Raw genomic sequence first — 15340 nt, 5'->3', positions numbered from 1 at the left:
TTTGTTTTGCAACAATCTACCACCATTTGCCCGGTTTGGCCACAAAGCCCGCCGCCGCCTCGAGCGCGTAGGCGGTGTTAAGCAGATCGCCCTCTTCCCAGGGCCGCCCGATCAGTTGCAGGCCCAAGGGAAGCCCGTTGCGGTTGAGGCCCGTGGGCACGGCGATGCCGGGCAGACCGGCAAGGTTCACGGTGACGGTGAAGACGTCGTTGAGATACATCTCTACGGGGTCATCCGACTTGCGGCCCAGTTCGAACGCCGCCGAGGGGGTGGCGGGGGTCAGGATCGCGTCGATCCCGGCGTCGAACACATCCTCGAAATCCTTCTTGATCAGCGCGCGCACCTTGCGGGCGCGGTTGTAATAGGCGTCGTAGAAGCCCGCGGACAGCACGTAGGTGCCGATCATGACGCGGCGCTGAACTTCCGCGCCGAAGCCTTCGGCGCGGGTTTTCTCGTACATCTCGGTGATGCCGTCACCCTGCGCCAGCTTGGCGCGGTGCCCGTAGCGCACGCCGTCATAGCGCGCGAGGTTCGAGGACGCCTCGGCGGGGGCGATGACGTAATAGGCGGGCAGGGCGTATTTGGTGTGGGGCAGCGAGATATCGACGATCTCGGCGCCCGCGTCGGCCAGCATGTCCTTGCCTTGGGTCCAGTGCGTCTCGATCTCTTCGGGCATCCCGTCCATGTGGTATTCTTTCGGGATGCCGATCTTCTTGCCGCGGATGTCGCCGGTCAGCATCGCCTCGAAATCCGGCACGGGGATGTCGGCGCTGGTGCTGTCCTTGGGGTCGTGGCTGCACATCGCTTCCAGCATGATGGCGGCGTCGCGTACCGACTTGGTCATCGGGCCGGCCTGATCGAGCGACGAGGCGAAGGCGACGATCCCCCAGCGCGAGCAGCGCCCGTAGGTGGGCTTGATGCCGGTGATGCCGGTGAAGGCGGCCGGCTGGCGGATCGAGCCGCCGGTGTCGGTGCCGGTGGCGCCGAGGCAGAGATCGGCGGAGACGGCGGAGGCCGAGCCGCCCGAGGAGCCGCCGGGCGTCAGGGCCATTTCGTCATTGCCGCGCCGCCACGGGTTGACGGCATTGCCGTAAACGCTGGTTTCGTTCGAGGAGCCCATGGCGAACTCGTCCATGTTGAGCTTGCCCAGCATGACCGCGCCCGCGTCGAAAAGGTTCTGGCTGACGGTGGATTCGTATTCCGGCTTGAAGCCCTTGAGGATGCCGCTGGCGGCCTGCGACGGCACACCCTTGGTGCAGAAAAGATCCTTGATGCCCAGGGGGATGCCGCACATCGACGGCGCGTCGCCCGCTTGCAGGCGGGCGTCGGCGGCCTTGGCCTGTTCGCGCGCGATCTCGGGCGTGTGGTGCACGAAGGCGCCAAGCGCGCCCGCGCCGTCGATGGCCGTCAGGCAGGCCTCGGTCAGTTCCTCGGAGGTGATCTCGCCCGCGCGCAGGTTGTTGCGGGCGTCGGCGATGGTCATTGCATTGAGATCGGTCATCATTCCACCACTTTCGGCACGGCGAAGAAGCCCTCGCGGGCGTCGGGCGCGTTGGACAGCACCTTGTCCTGCTGATCGCCGTCGGTCACGACGTCTTCGCGGCGCTTGAGGCGCATAGGCGTGACCGAGACCATCGGCTCAACGCCTTCGACATCGACCTCGTTCAACTGGTCGATGAAGCCGAGGATCGTGTTGAACTCGTTGGCCAGCGCCGGGAGGTCGTCTTCCTCGACGCGGATGCGGGCCAGCTTGGCCACCTTGGCGGCGGTCGCGGTGTCGATGGACATGGGGGTGTCTCCGTGTGCGTTATCGCATCCGCGTTTAGCGTCCGGGCCGGGGCGGTGCAAGGGCGTGGCGGCGGTAGAGCTCGATCATCCAGCCCAGCATGAGCGCGTTGAGCAGATGCCAGCCGAAATGGGTGCCGAGGGCGAGGCCGTCGCAGAGTGGCCCGTCGAGGCTGCGGAAGGTGAGCGAGACGAGCAGCAGGCCCGCGCCGAGGGCAAGGCCGCGCGACAGGGCGGCGTCGGCGCGCAGGATCCAGGCGTAGAGGAGGATGACCAGCGGTAGCGTCAGGTAGGAGGCGGAGGGGCCGTAGAGCGGCAGCTGCGACAGGAGTGGCATGGCGAGCGCCGTAGCTGCGAGGAAGGCCGGGATGGTGGCGGCGGAGGCCAGGACCGACAGGCCGAGGTAATACCGCGTCGCGGCGAAAAGATAGGTCAGCGCGAAGACCATGATCGGCAGGACGTCGAGCATCGCCGCCCAGGGCTGGGCATAGGTGTGAAAGAGCAACGAGCCGATCCCGATGAGCGCCAGAAGCGCGACGAGCGGGCGGGCCAGCGCAAGCTCGGTGCCGCGCAGGCGCCACGCCATGACCAGTGCCGCGATGACAAAGGTGGCGTTGGTGACCGCGTTGACCGGCTCGGCCCAGAAGCCGGGATCGGTGCGTTCGCAATAGGCGTCGATGGCGCGGGTCCAGTCCATGTGGAAATCGGTGGCCTCTCTGCTAGTTTGCGCTTGGGAATGACATAAGGAGAGCGTCATGAAAATCATCTGGCTGGGACATGCAAGTTTCCGCATCGAGATCGCCGATCAGGTTCTGCTGATCGACCCGTGGCTGACGGGCAACCCGATGCTGGACGAGGCGCATCATGACGCGGCCACCAAGGGGGCGACGCATATCCTGCTGACCCATGCGCATTTCGACCATGCCTCGGACCTGCCGGATTTGGCCAAGAAACTATCGGTGCCGGTGGTGGGGCAGTTCGACCTGATGGGCTGGTGGGAAGAAAGCGCGGGGCTGGAGGTTGTCGGCTTCAACAAGGGCGGCACGGTTGCGCTGGGGGAGGTGAAGGTGACGATGGTGCATGCGACACATTCCTCGAGCTTCGGCGGCCAGAACGGCCCGCATGTGCCGGGCACCGAGTGCGGCTTCATGATCGAGGGCGAGGGGCATGTGATCTATGTCTCGGGCGACACCGACGTGATGGCCGACATGGGCGTGTTCAACGACCTGCACAAACCCGATATCGGCATCCTGTGCGCCGGGGGGCATTTCACCATGGACATGAAGCGGGCGGCCTACGCGGCGAAGACCTTCTTCGATTTCAAGACGGTGATCCCGTGCCACTACAAGACCTTCCCGCTGCTGGAGCAATCGGCGCAGGTTCTGAAAGACGGCCTGCCGGGCGTGGATGTGATCGAGCCGGAGGTGATGTCGGCGATCGAGATCTGAGCGGGGGCAAAAGTCTTGAGAAGACTTTTGCCAAAAGCTTTGAGAAAGCTTTTGGTGCCCGGCGGTCAGAAAGATGCTCTGGCCATCGCGGTTCTTGGAGTGTTTGTCTTGGGAAGTGAAGGGCTTGGAGTTTATTCTTCACGCAATGATTTGAAGAAGTCCTTCAGCAGCGCCTCCGCCTCGGTGGCACTGATCCCGTCGTAAATCTCGGGCGCGTGGTGGGTCTGGGCATGGGTGAAGATCCGTGCGCCCTGGGCCACGCCGCCGGACTTGGGGTCGGCGGCGCCATAGTAGAGCCGCGCGATGCGGGCACCCGCAATGGCGGTGGCGCACATCGCGCAGGGTTCCAGCGTGACGGTCAGGCTGTAACCCGGCAGGCGTTCGCTGCCGGCCGCGGCGCAGGCGGCGCGGATCGCCAGGATTTCGGCGTGGGCGGTGGGGTCGCTCAGTTCTCGCGTGCGATTGCCGGCCTGCGCCACGATGCGCCCCGCCGGGTCGGCCACGACGGCGCCTACGGGCACCTCTCCACGGTCGCGGGCGGCGCGGGCCTCGGCCAGGGCCGTGTCCATATGGCTTTTGAACGTCATGCCCCTGATTGCCGTGCGGGCGGTGCTTTCGCAAGGGGCAAGGATGGGGTAAGGCCGTGGCATGACTCGCAAACCCACCCAGAACACGCCCCCGGGCGACAGGATCGCCAAGGTGATCGCGCGTGCCGGAGTGGCCAGCCGCCGCGAGGCCGAGCGCATGATCGAGGCGGGACGGGTGCGCGTGAACGGCGAGGTGATCGACCGCGCGGCGCTGAACGTGACCAGTGCCGACCGGATCGAGGTGGATGGCCGCGCGCTGGACGCGCCCGAGCCGCCGCGCCTGTGGCTCTATCACAAGCCTGCGGGGCTGGTGACGACCACCAAGGATGAGCAGGGGCGCGAGACGATTTTCGACAAGCTTCCCGAGGACTTGCCGCGCGTTCTTAGTGTTGGTCGGCTGGACCTCAATTCGGAAGGCTTGCTGCTTTTGACCAATGACGGGGGCATCAAGCGCAAGCTGGAGCTGCCCTCGACCGGCTGGGTGCGCAAGTACCGCGTGCGCGTGAAGGGCCGGCCCGACGATGCGACGTTCGAGCCGTTGCGCAAAGGCCTGACCCTGGATGGCGAGGCGTTTCAGCCGATGTCCGTGGTATTGGACCGCCAGAAGGGCGCCAATGCCTGGGCCACGGTGGGGATTCGCGAGGGCAAAAACCGCGAGATTCGCCGCGCGATGGAGGCGGTGGGCTGCCAGGTGAACCGTCTGATCCGGGTGTCTTATGGCCCGTTCCAACTGGGCCAGCTGAAGGCGGGCGAGGTCGAGGAGATCCGGCCCCGCGTGCTGCGCGACCAGTTGGGGATGGACGAGACGCCGGGCAAGGAAAAGCCGGCAAAAGGCCGGCCGAAGGTGCAACGGAAGCGTCGGTAGAGTACAGCTTTAAATTTCAAAATCAGAGAGTTCTGCGCCTACTTTGATGTTGTTCCGCGGCGATAGGCTTGTGGCGTGGTGCCGTAGCGTTTGCGGAAGCGACCGGCCAGTTGCGAGGCGCTGGCAAATCCGGTCGCGGCGGCGATCTGGCCGATGCTGAGGCGCGTCTCGTTCAACAGGGCATGAGCGCGGGCGATGCGCAGGTCGAGGTAATATTGCGCCGGGGTGGCGGCGAGGTAGCGGGTGAAATGCCGCTCAAGCTGGCGACGGGACAGGCCCACATCGGCGGCGACTTCGGAGATGTCCAGCGGATCCTCGATATGCGCGGCCATCAGGTCGGTCGCGGCAATGAGCTGCGGGTTGTGACTGCCGAGGGCGGCGGCATAGGCAGGGCGCTGGGGCGCGCTGCGGTTGCCCGCGCGGCGGTGCAGGCACATGTCGGCGACGATGGCGGCCAGCGCCGGGCCGTGGTCGCGCTCGATGATTTCCAGCATCATGTCGGTTGCGGCAGAGCCGCCGCCGCAGGTGAACAGCCCGCCATCCTCTTCGTAAAGATGGCCGGTGGGTTCCAGCCCCGGAAAGGTCTCGCGGAAGGCCGGCTGGTTTTCCCAGTGCAGGGTAAAGCGGCGGTCCGTCAGCCGTCCGGCGCGGGCCAGCGCGAAGGCGCCGGTGCAGATGCCGCCCACTTGGATGCCATGCGCCCATTGCCGGTTGACCCATGTGACCGCCCGCGGCAGCGCCGTTTCCAAGGGGGCGATCCCGGCGCAGACGAAGGCCTTGTCGCTGCGCGACAGGTCGTGGGCCTGGGTGTCGGGCGTGATGGTCACGCCGCAGGAGCATGATACAGCTTCGCCGTCTATCGTGCTGACGAACCAGCGATAAAGCTCTTTCCCCGCCACCTGGTTGGCAACCCGAAGCGGCTCTATTGCCGATGTGAAGGCCAAAAGCGTGAGCCGGGGTAAGAGCAGGAAATGATAGTCTTGCGGCGGGCCGTCATACTCGACCCGCAAACTGGCCGCGCCGCGCGGGACGAAGGATTTGCGTTCCATTGCGAATTCGTAGCATGTGGCCGGGAACTGGCAAGGGAGGATGCAGCCATGCGGGCGTTAGTACAGCGGGTGAGTGAGGCCGAGGTGCGCATAGAAGGCGCGGTGATCGGAGCGACGGGACCCGGCCTGCTGATTCTGGTCTGCGCGATGGAGGGCGATGGCGATGAACAGTCCGATGCGCTGGCGGCGAAGGTGGCCAAGCTGCGGATCTTCAAGGACGAGGCGGGCAAGATGAACCGCTCGGTGCGTGATGTGGGCGGCAGCGCGCTGGTGGTCAGCCAGTTCACGCTGGCCGCCGACACCTCGCGCGGGACGCGGCCGGGGTTTTCCCAGGCGGCGGCGCCCGAGGAGGGGCGGCGCCTCTATGAACGCTTTGCCGAGGCGCTGGCGGGCGCGGGCGTGCCGGTCAAGACGGGGCGGTTCGGCGCCGACATGCAGGTGAGCCTGGTCAATGACGGGCCGGTGACGATCTGGCTGGAGGTCTGAACTCCAACGCGCAGAAATGTCGCGCTTCACTCGCGCGCGGGCTGCGCTAAGATCGGCCTATGCCATACCAGTGGAACCAGACGCGGAACGGAGAGGACGAAGCGTGCGAGCTGCGGCTCTGGCCGCACCGGTCGCTGCCGCGCCGGGGTTTCGCGCTGTTCATCGTCATAACCTGCGCGATGCTGACGCTGCCACTGTACCCGCTGATCGGGACGGTCACGCTGTGGGGGCTGCTGCCCTTCCTGTTGCTGGCGGTCTGGGGCGTCTGGGCGGCGCTGGAGCGGTCCTACAAGGACGCGCAGATGAACGAGGAGCTGACCATCGACCGCGAGGCGGTGCATCTCAAGCGCACCAATGCGCGCGGCCCGGTGCAGGAATGGGATTGCGAAAGCTACTGGGCGAAGGTCGAGATGCACCCCACGGGCGGGCCGGTGCCGCATTACGTGACGCTGAAGGGCAAAGGCCGGCAGGTGGAAATCGGCGCGTTCCTGAGCGAGGACGAGCGCAAGGTGCTCTACGGCGAGATCGCCGATGCGCTGAAGCGGATCGGATCGCCCGATCCGGTGGGCGTCGGCTGAGTAGGCTGATTGGTCCCATCGCGCGGGACACTACCGCACGGAAAGGCGCCTTTTGCGGTCTTGGACCTGCAATAAGTGTGGAGTGGTGCGACGGAAAGGCTCGAACGTCGCGTAAAGGACCCGAGGTCCAGCAAGATCGGAGAATGATTTATGCCCGTAAGAGATACCCCCGAGCGCTACGGTACCGTCAGCCGCGCCTTGCATTGGGGCATGGCCGCGCTGTTTGCCGCGCAGTTCGTGTCGGCGGCGGCGCACTGGGCCCTGCCGCGAGAGAACGCGGTGCGCGAGGCGCTGTGGAGCTATCACGGTACGCTGGGCATCACGCTTTTCCTGCTGGTTCTGCTGCGCGGGGCCTGGGGGCTGGCCAACATTCCGCGCCGTCCGCCGGCGCATGACGGCCTTCTCGGGCGCGCGGCGGTGGCAGGGCACGTGGCGATCTATGCGCTGATGGTGATCGTGCCGGCGGTGCGCCTGCTGGCGGCGGCCGGAAGCGATCGCGGGCTCAGCTATCTGGGGCTGACGATCGTGGCGCCGCGTGAGGCCGAGATCAAATGGATGCAGGCGCCCTCCGAATGGCATGGCGAGATGGGCTGGATCCTGGCGCTGCTGGTGGTGGGGCACATTGTCATGGCGGTGGTCTGGCACCGGATGATCCGGCGCGACGACACCTTGCAGCGGATGGCGGGGTAGAACGCGCGAGGCATTTGAGAAACATTCCGCACAAGAGGCGGAATGTTGGGTTTACGCCAAGGGATAAACCCGGCAAACAAGCGGTCCTGAGACAGACTGTGGGCCGATGACAAGCGACGAGAATGACATTCTGACCGGGTCGGGGACGCGACCCGGGTCCGGGCCCAAAGGCCACGCCGACGCCCTGCGCGATCCGCAGCGTCTGCGCGTTTTGCACGACACCGGCCTGCTCGATAGCCCCGAGGAAGAGGCGTATGACCGCGCGGTGCGCCTGGTGCGCAGTCTGACCGGGGCGCCGACGGCGCTGTTCTCGCTGGTCGACGACAGGCGGCAGTTCTTCAAGGCACTGAGCGGGCTGGAGCCTGACGGCGGGCCGATCCGCGAAACGCCGCTGTCGCATTCCTTTTGCCAATACGTCGTTTCGGGTGACGCGACGCTGAGCGTCGCGGATGCGCGCACGCACGAGGTTCTGTCCAGCAACCGCGCCGTGGCGGACCTGAGCGTGCTTGCCTACCTTGGTGTGCCGGTGCACGGGCGGCGCGGGCAGGTGATCGGCTCGCTCTGCGCCATCGACTCGGTGCCGCATGACTGGTCGGACGAGGACGAGCGCGCGCTGAAGGACATCGCCGCCTTTCTGGAGACCGAGATCGCGCTGCGCAAGCATATGAGCGAGCGGCAGCTTTTGATCGACGAGTTGAACCACCGCATCCGCAATATCTATTCGGTGGTCAATGCTTTGGTGCGCATGACCCGGACCGAGGATCTGACGACCGAGGAATTCGCCGCGCAGTTGAACGGCCGGGTGCAGGCGCTGGCCGCGACGCACAGCCTGATCCAGCCCCTGGCGACGGTGACCGAGGATGCGGGCAACGACACCAGTCTGCACGCCCATATCTCGGCCCTGATGACGCCCTATACCCTTGCCGACGGGCAGGATATCCGCATCGAAGGGCCGGATATCCCGGTGGGTGCCACCGCGTCGATCTACCTGGCGCTGGCGATCCACGAGCTGTCGACCAATGCGGTAAAATACGGCGCGCTGAGCGGGCCGGGCCGCGCGCTGGCGATCACCTGGGCCGATGGCGACGACACGGTCCAGATGACATGGCACGAGGCGGGACCGGGCCACGTGGCGCGCAGCGCAGCGGCGGGCCAGGGGTTCGGATCGAAGCTGGTCAAGCTGTGCATCGAAGGCCAGCTGCGCGGCGAGATGGGCATGGCGACCGACAGCACCGGCCTGACCTATACGTTCGGCATCCCGCGCGAGATGCTGACCGGGGCGCCGGCGGCCTAGACACACCGGCGCGCACGGTCGTTCAGGCGCAGAGCCGGTCCTTGACCCGCGGGCCCACCGCGCCGAAATCCATCTGGCCGGTGTAGTTTTCCTTGAGGTGGCCCATCACCTTGCCCATGTCGCGGATCGAGCTGGCGCCGGTCTTGTCGATGGCGCTGTCGATCGCTTTGGCGACTTCCTCTTCATCCAGCTGGCGGGGCAGGAATTCCTCGATCACCTCGATCTCGCGCTGTTCTTCCTGTGCAAGGTCCAGCCGGCCGCCTTCCTCGTAGGCGCGGACGCTTTCCTGGCGCTGCTTGGTCATCTTGCCAAGGATGGCGAGGATGTCGCCATCGGAACAGCCGGTGTCATTGTCGGTGCCGCGGCGGGCGATGTCCTGATCCTTGATCGCGGCATTGATCAGCCGCAGCGTGCCCAGACGCGTCGTGTCCTTGTCTTTCATGGCCTGTTTCAGGGCGTCGTTCACGCGTTCGCGCAATCCCATGTCAGGGTATCCTCTTGTCATCCCGTAAGCGTGTCACAATATCGCAAAGCATATAGGGGCGCAACCGCGCGGATCAATGCGGCAGCCCTTGTTTTGCAGGCCATGAGGGGTGACGCTGCGGCGCAAAACACGGCCTTGACCGCGCGCGCGGGTGACCCTAGGTTCCGCGCAATTTGCCCGATGGAGAATCCCCGATGCCGCACGCGCCCGATGCCCGTCCGACCGCCTGTCTTGCCCTGGCCGATGGATCGCTGTTCTACGGGCGCGGGTTCGGGGCCGAGGGCGAGGTCGCGGCCGAGCTGTGTTTCAACACCGCGATGACCGGCTATCAGGAAATCATGACCGACCCCAGCTATGCGGGGCAGGTGGTGACCTTCACCTTTCCACATATCGGCAACGTGGGCGTGAACCCCGACGATGACGAGACCGCCGATCCGGTGGCCGAGGGCATGGTGGTCAAGTGGGACCCGACCGAGCCGTCGAACTGGCGCTCGACCGAGCGGCTGGGCGAATGGCTGGCGCGGCGGGGCCGGGTGGCCATCGGCGGCGTCGACACACGCCGCCTGACGCGGGCCATTCGCCAGCAGGGCGCGCCGCATGTGGCGCTGGCGCACCGCGCCGACGGCAAGTTCGACACGGCCGCTTTGGTCGCCAAGGCCCGCGCCTTTGCCGGGCTCGAAGGCATGGACCTGGCGAAACAGGTGACCTGCGCGCAAAGCTATCGCTGGGACGAGATGCGCTGGGCGTGGCCCGACGGTTTCCCGCGCCAGACGCAGGCCCGGCACAAGGTCGTGGCGATTGACTATGGCGCCAAGCGCAACATCCTGCGCTGCCTGGCCAGCGCGGGCTGCGAGGTGACGGTGATGCCCGCGACGGCCACCGCCGAGGACGTGCTGGCGCAATCGCCCGACGGCGTGTTCCTGTCGAACGGCCCGGGCGACCCGGCGGCGACCGGCGAATACGCCGTGCCGATGATCCGGGGCGTGCTGGAAAAGAACCTGCCGCTGTTTGGCATCTGCCTTGGCCACCAGATGCTGGGCCTTGCGCTGGGCGCGCGGACGATCAAGATGAACCACGGCCATCACGGCGCGAACCACCCGGTGAAGGACCTGACCACCGGCAAGGTCGAGATCACGTCGATGAACCACGGGTTCGCCGTGGACAGCCAGACCCTGCCCGAAGGCGTGGTGCAATCGCATGTCTCGCTCTTCGACGGGTCGAACTGCGGCATCCGCATGGCCGACCGCCCGGTGTTCTCGGTGCAGCATCACCCCGAGGCCAGCCCCGGCCCGCAGGACAGCTTCTATTTGTTCGAACGCTTCGCGGCATCGATGGACCGCTGAGCGTCCTTCGCGGTCACTGCATTAACCGTTTCTTTACGAGCCGTTAACCATCTGGTGATACGCTACGTCTGTCACGCAACAGGGCAGACAGCCATGGGGATTTCGGAACTGCGCCAGGCGGGCCCCTCCGGGGACGCCACCGGCTTTGACGCGGGAGCGGTCGAGGCGGATCTTTTGCGTCGCGGCACCCTGAATATCCGCGATGCCCTGCTCGCGCGGCAGGTTCGACGCCATTGCGACGCCGATGTCGGGCGCATCCTGCTGGCCGAGGGGCTGGTCACGCGGAGCGACCTTCTGGATTCCCATGCCCGCCGGTTCCGCTCGCGCAGGGTCGAGGCCGAAGAGATTGCCGCGCTTGCACCCATAGAGGTCGAGGCCGCGCCACACATCCTTTTGCGGTATGCCTTTTTTCCGGTCACCGACCGTGACGGCAAACCCGCCATCGTCAGCGGCGACCCCGAGGCGCTGAGCTTCGTTCGGGCGCACTTGCCGGCCAGATTTCGCACCGCCCGTATCCTGATGGCCCCGCGCGAGGTGGTGCAGGCCCATGTCGCCCGGCATTACGACGCGCGGCTGATCGAGGCCGCGCAAGCCCGCGTGCCCGTGATCGAAAGCTGCCGGACCTGGGCGCAGGGCTATGCCCGGCGTCTGGCGTTGGTCCTGTCGGCCCTGGTGACACTGGCCGCGGTGACGCTGGCCTTTCCGCGCGCGACCCTGGCAGTGCTGGCAGGGTGGGCGGCGTTCACGCTGATCGTGTCGGCACTGTTCAAGCTGGCGGCTTTCACGGCGCGGCTGACCGAAGGGCCGGTCCCACCCGCGTTGCCCGAGCCGCTGGACAAGGCGCCGTTGCCCAAGGTGTCGGTTCTGGTCCCGCTTTTTCGCGAGACCGAGATTGCCCACGCACTGGTGGCGCGCCTGACGCAGCTGACCTATCCCAAATGTCTGCTGGACGTGGTTCTGGTGCTGGAGGAAGAGGACGCCATGACCCAGTCCACGCTGGCGCAGATCGACCTGCCCAGCTGGATCCGCGTGGTGGTCGTGCCCGACGGGCATCCCCGCACCAAACCGCGGGCGATGAACTATGCCCTGGATTTCTGCGACGGGGACATCATCGGTATTTTCGACGCCGAGGACGCGCCCGAGCCCGACCAGATCACCCGCATCGCGCGCAGATTTCAGCAAGCGCCGCCCGAGGTCGCCTGCCTGCAGGGAATCCTCGATTATTACAACCCGCGCCAGAACTGGCTGGCGCGGTGTTTCACGATCGAATACGCCACGTGGTTCCGCACCATCCTGCCGGGCATGGCGCGGCTGGGCTTTGCCATTCCGCTGGGGGGCACGACGCTCTATTTCCGCCGCGATGCGCTAGAGGCGCTGGGCGGCTGGGACGCGCATAACGTGACCGAGGATGCCGATCTGGGGTTTCGGCTGGCCCGGCACGGATTTCGCACCGAAATGGTCGCCACCGTCACGGAGGAGGAGGCGAATTGTCACCCCTGGGCCTGGATCAAGCAGCGCTCACGCTGGCTCAAGGGGTACATGACGACCTACCTGGTGCATATGCGGCGCCCCCGGTTGCTTTATCGGCAGCTGGGGGCGTGGAAATTCTGGGGTTTTCAGGCGCATTTCGTCACGGCGCTGAGCCAGGTGATGCTGGCGCCTTTCCTGTGGTCCTTCTGGTTGGTGTTCTTTGGGCTGCCGCATCCGCTTGATCCGGTTCTGCCGCGAACGGTGCTGGCGGCGTTCGGCGCGTTGTTCCTGTCCATCGAGGCGTTGAACCTGACGATCTATCTCGCCTCGGTCACAGGGTCCAAGCACCGGCACCTGATGGCGTGGGTGCCGACCATGCACTTTTACTGGCCGCTGGGGGCGATTGCCGCCTACAAGGCGGTCTATGAACTGGTGCTGAAGCCGTTCTTCTGGGACAAGACGGCGCATGGCCTGTCACTGGGCGTGGCGCCCCCGCCGGTCGCCAAGACCGCGTCAGATCAGCGTGCCCAGTTCCCCTGAATCCAGCTTCAGCCGGGTCACGAAGGCCTTGGAAATATGGGCGCGCAGAGCTTCACCCGCGGCCTCGGCATCGCCGGTCTCGATGGCGGTGACAATGGCGTCATGTTCGGCCAGCGCATCTTCGGGGCGGCCCAGGGCGGCCAGCGAGGTGGTCGCCATCAGCGCCATGGAGCGATAGACCAGGTCCAACTGCTGCACCAGGAACCTGTTATGCGAGGCCAGGTGGATCTGCTTGTGGAACCGCCGGTTGGCGCGCGCCATCGCCTTTGGGTCGTCGATCAGCGCCCGGTCGTCGGTGACCATGTCGCGCAGCACGCGGACCTCTTCGGGCGCGGCGTGGCGGGCGGCCAGGTTGGCGGCCAGCCCCTCCAGCTCGGCGCGCACCACGTAAAGCTCGGCCAGCTGGTTGTGATCCAGCGACGACACGATCAGGCTGCGGCCGTCGCGCGTGAGCAGGCTTTGGGTCTCCAGCCGTTGCAGCGCCTCGCGGATGGGGGTGCGCGACACGCCGAACCGCTCTGCCAGGTCGCTTTCCACCAGGCGGTCGCCGGGCTTGTAATCGCCGGTGTCGATCGCCTCGAGGATCATGTGGTAGGCATCTTTCTGCGGCGCGGCTATGGTCATCGCACTCTCTTTTGGTATGTGGTTTCAGACGACGAGGATATGCGGGGCAGGGCGCGGGGTGCAAGCCTTGCAGGGCCCTGCGACAATTAAGATCGGAGAGAGGCTATGGCGAAGGCGTTTTTCGCGCATGTGGAGACATGGGTCTTCGACCTCGACAACACGCTTTATCCGCCGGAAATGCGCCTGTTCGACCAGATCGAGGTGCGGATGACGCAATTCGTGATGGACGCGCTGGGCGTGGACCGGGCCGAGGCCGACCGGCTGCGGCTGGACTATTGGCGGCGTCACGGCACCACGCTGGCCGGGCTGATGCGCGAGCATGACGTCGATCCGGGGCCCTACCTGACGGACGTGCACGACATATCCTTCGACGTGCTTGAGGCGGATGCGGAACTGGCCGCCCATATCCGGGCGCTGCCGGGGCGCAAGATCGTCTATACCAACGGATCGGCGCCGTACGCGCAGCGGGTGGTCGAGACGCGGGGGCTGGAGGGCCTCTTCGATGCGATCTACGGCGTGGAACATGCGGGTTTTCAACCCAAGCCCGACCGGGCGGCGTTCGACCGCGTCTTTGCCACCGATGGCGTCGTGCCGGAACGGGCCGCGATGTTCGAGGATGACGTGCGCAACCTGGCCGCGCCCCACGCGATGGGAATGCGCACCGTGCTGGTCGGCCCCGAGCCGGTCGAGGCGGATCACGTGCATCATCATACCGATGATCTATCGGGGTTCCTGTCGCGGCTGGTGTAGGTGCGAAACCTCATGTATCACATTAGGTTCAACCCACAAAGTTCTGACGATAATTGATTAAAGCTTATCGATCTCGCTGCGCTCCGATGCCGCTGGCGGCAAGCGTGAAGGCGGCCTATGTTGAGCGCGAAGGAGGCAGGCACCATGCGCCCATTTGATTTCGATATCCTAGTGTCCGGCGGCGGCGTGGCCGGGCTGTCGGCGGCGGCGCTCTTTGGCGGTGCGGGGTTCCGCGTGCTGTGCGTCGATCCGGCCGCGCCGGTGACCGAGCGCGACGCCGAAGGGTCGGACCTGCGCACCACCGCGATCCTGCAACCGGCGCAGGCGCTTCTGGCGAAGGCGGGAATCTGGGACAGGCTTGACGTCCATGCCGCCCCCTTGCAGGTCATGCGCATCGTCGACGCGGGAGGCGACGTGCCCGAGCCGCGCATCATCAAGAATTTTGACGCGGGCGACATCTCGGACAAGCCCTTTGGCTGGAACCTGCCCAACTGGCTGTTGCGGCGCGAGATGGTGGCGCAGCTGGACAGCCTGGACACGGTGGAGTTTCGCCCTGGCGTGGCGGCGGACAGCCTGTTCACCCGCGAGGCCGAGGCGCGGGTGGGCCTCAGCGATGGCAGCAAGATCCGCACCCGGCTGGTGCTGGCCGCCGACGGGCGCGGCTCGCCCATGCGCGAGGCGGCGCGCATCCCGGTGAAAACAACGCGCTACGGGCAAAAGGCGTTGGCCTTTGCCGTGACGCATCCGATCCCGCATGACAATGTCTCGACCGAGATCCACCGCACGGGCGGCCCCTTCACGCTGGTCCCGCTGCCGGATTACGAGGGGCGGCCGTCCTCCGCCGTGGTGTGGATGGAGGAAGGCTCCGAGGCGCAGCGGCTGGCCGCGCTGGACGTGGCCGCGTTCGAGGTAGAGATGAGCACGCGGTCGTGCCACCTTTTCGGGCCGCTGACGCTCGCCTCGCGCCGCACGGTCTGGCCGATCATATCCCAGGTGGCCGAGCGGATGGCGGGCGAGCGCGTCGCCCTCGTGGCCGAGGCCGCGCATGTGGTGCCGCCCATCGGGGCGCAGGGGTTGAACATGTCATTGGGCGATCTGCACGTGCTGCTGGAGCTGGCGCAGGCCAATCCCGAGCGGCTGGGCGACCGTGAGATGCTGGAAACCTATCACAAGCGCCGCCACTGGGAGGTGATGGCGCGGGTCACGGGCATCGACGTGCTGAACCGCGCCTCGATGGTCAGCGCGCCGGTGCTGCGCGACGCGCGGGCGCAGGCCTTGAATGCGCTTTATGGCCTCGCCCCTGTGCGCAAGACGCTGATGCAGCTGGGGCTGGGCGCAAGGGGCTGA

Annotated in this window: 17 protein-coding genes; 10 read left to right on the top strand and 7 right to left on the bottom strand. The window is 66.3% G+C overall.

Features of this window, described 5'->3' with window-relative positions; genetic code table 11:
• Nucleotides 1-16: 16 nt before the first annotated feature.
• The 3 genes from gatA to XM53_RS03390 are packed head-to-tail and all read right to left on the bottom strand — an operon-like array spanning nt 17 to nt 2482.
• A complete protein-coding gene (gene gatA, locus XM53_RS03400; protein ID WP_057790349.1) occupies nt 17-1501 on the bottom strand; it encodes an Asp-tRNA(Asn)/Glu-tRNA(Gln) amidotransferase subunit GatA in 1485 nt (494 codons plus the stop codon).
• Nucleotides 1501-1788: an Asp-tRNA(Asn)/Glu-tRNA(Gln) amidotransferase subunit GatC gene (gene gatC / locus XM53_RS03395; RefSeq protein WP_057790226.1), complete on the bottom strand. Its 288-nt coding sequence runs from the start codon at nt 1786-1788 to the stop codon at nt 1501-1503. The genes gatA and gatC overlap by 1 nt, the downstream gene beginning before the upstream one ends.
• 34 nt (nt 1789-1822) lie before the next feature.
• On the bottom strand, nt 1823-2482 hold the full coding sequence (locus XM53_RS03390) for a ceramidase domain-containing protein (RefSeq protein ID WP_057790224.1): 660 nt from the start codon (nt 2480-2482) through the stop codon (nt 1823-1825).
• A 58-nt stretch (nt 2483-2540) separates the two neighbouring features.
• Here XM53_RS03390 and XM53_RS03385 point away from each other — a divergent pair, with 58 nt between their 5' ends.
• A complete protein-coding gene (locus tag XM53_RS03385) occupies nt 2541-3233 on the top strand; it encodes a metal-dependent hydrolase (protein WP_057790222.1) in 693 nt (230 codons plus the stop codon).
• A 131-nt stretch (nt 3234-3364) separates the two neighbouring features.
• Here the strand turns inward: XM53_RS03385 and XM53_RS03380 are convergent, their stop codons facing one another.
• Nucleotides 3365-3820, bottom strand: coding sequence for a nucleoside deaminase (locus tag XM53_RS03380; RefSeq protein ID WP_057790220.1), 456 nt, complete (start codon nt 3818-3820; stop codon nt 3365-3367).
• Nucleotides 3821-3881: 61 nt separating this feature from the next.
• On the opposite strand from XM53_RS03380, the gene XM53_RS03375 reads away from it, so the two are divergent.
• Nucleotides 3882-4685 carry a pseudouridine synthase gene (locus tag XM53_RS03375; RefSeq protein WP_057790218.1) on the top strand — a complete coding sequence of 268 codons (804 nt, stop codon included), beginning with the start codon at nt 3882-3884 and terminating at the stop codon, nt 4683-4685.
• A 38-nt stretch (nt 4686-4723) separates the two neighbouring features.
• Here XM53_RS03375 and XM53_RS03370 read toward each other — a convergent pair whose 3' ends face one another.
• Nucleotides 4724-5734 (bottom strand): GlxA family transcriptional regulator, encoded by a 1011-nt coding sequence (locus XM53_RS03370; protein ID WP_057790216.1) that lies wholly within the window; start codon nt 5732-5734, stop codon nt 4724-4726.
• Between the two features lie 48 nt (nt 5735-5782).
• On the opposite strand from XM53_RS03370, the gene dtd reads away from it, so the two are divergent.
• The 4 genes from dtd to XM53_RS03350 all read left to right on the top strand — a co-directional run bounded on the left by dtd (nt 5783) and on the right by XM53_RS03350 (nt 8782).
• Complete coding sequence (gene dtd, locus XM53_RS03365) at nt 5783-6220, top strand: D-aminoacyl-tRNA deacylase (RefSeq protein WP_057790214.1); 438 nt, start codon at nt 5783-5785, stop codon at nt 6218-6220.
• 59 nt (nt 6221-6279) lie between these two features.
• Entirely contained in the window at nt 6280-6798 is a 519-nt protein-coding gene (locus tag XM53_RS03360; protein WP_057790212.1) for a DUF2244 domain-containing protein, read from the top strand.
• Nucleotides 6799-6948: 150 nt separating this feature from the next.
• The gene (locus XM53_RS03355; protein ID WP_082630704.1) at nt 6949-7488 is read left to right on the top strand and encodes a cytochrome b; all 540 of its coding nucleotides are present in this window, start codon (nt 6949-6951) and stop codon (nt 7486-7488) included.
• 106 nt (nt 7489-7594) lie between these two features.
• A complete protein-coding gene (locus tag XM53_RS03350) occupies nt 7595-8782 on the top strand; it encodes a sensor histidine kinase (protein WP_057790210.1) in 1188 nt (395 codons plus the stop codon).
• A 22-nt stretch (nt 8783-8804) separates the two neighbouring features.
• Here the strand turns inward: XM53_RS03350 and XM53_RS03345 are convergent, their stop codons facing one another.
• Nucleotides 8805-9266 (bottom strand): GatB/YqeY domain-containing protein, encoded by a 462-nt coding sequence (locus tag XM53_RS03345; RefSeq protein WP_057790208.1) that lies wholly within the window; start codon nt 9264-9266, stop codon nt 8805-8807.
• Nucleotides 9267-9460: 194 nt separating this feature from the next.
• Here XM53_RS03345 and carA point away from each other — a divergent pair, with 194 nt between their 5' ends.
• Entirely contained in the window at nt 9461-10609 is a 1149-nt protein-coding gene (gene carA / locus XM53_RS03340) for a glutamine-hydrolyzing carbamoyl-phosphate synthase small subunit (protein ID WP_057790206.1), read from the top strand.
• Between the two features lie 93 nt (nt 10610-10702).
• Nucleotides 10703-12619, top strand: a complete 1917-nt coding sequence (locus XM53_RS03335) for a glycosyltransferase (protein WP_057790204.1) — start codon at nt 10703-10705, stop codon at nt 12617-12619.
• On the opposite strand, the gene XM53_RS03330 is transcribed toward XM53_RS03335, so the two are convergent.
• Nucleotides 12593-13243, bottom strand: coding sequence for a GntR family transcriptional regulator (locus XM53_RS03330; protein ID WP_057790202.1), 651 nt, complete (start codon nt 13241-13243; stop codon nt 12593-12595). The genes XM53_RS03335 and XM53_RS03330 overlap by 27 nt on opposite strands.
• Nucleotides 13244-13348: 105 nt before the next feature.
• On the opposite strand from XM53_RS03330, the gene XM53_RS03325 reads away from it, so the two are divergent.
• Nucleotides 13349-13993: a pyrimidine 5'-nucleotidase gene (locus XM53_RS03325; protein WP_057790200.1), complete on the top strand. Its 645-nt coding sequence runs from the start codon at nt 13349-13351 to the stop codon at nt 13991-13993.
• Nucleotides 13994-14137: 144 nt separating this feature from the next.
• Nucleotides 14138-15340: a UbiH/UbiF family hydroxylase gene (locus tag XM53_RS03320; RefSeq protein ID WP_057790345.1), complete on the top strand. Its 1203-nt coding sequence runs from the start codon at nt 14138-14140 to the stop codon at nt 15338-15340.

The sequence above is a fragment of the Roseovarius atlanticus genome, from assembly GCF_001441615.1.
Classification (GTDB): Bacteria; Pseudomonadota; Alphaproteobacteria; order Rhodobacterales; family Rhodobacteraceae; genus Roseovarius; species Roseovarius atlanticus.
The sequence above is the reverse complement of the archived record's forward strand: the minus strand, read 5'-3'. Positions and strand labels throughout refer to the sequence as shown.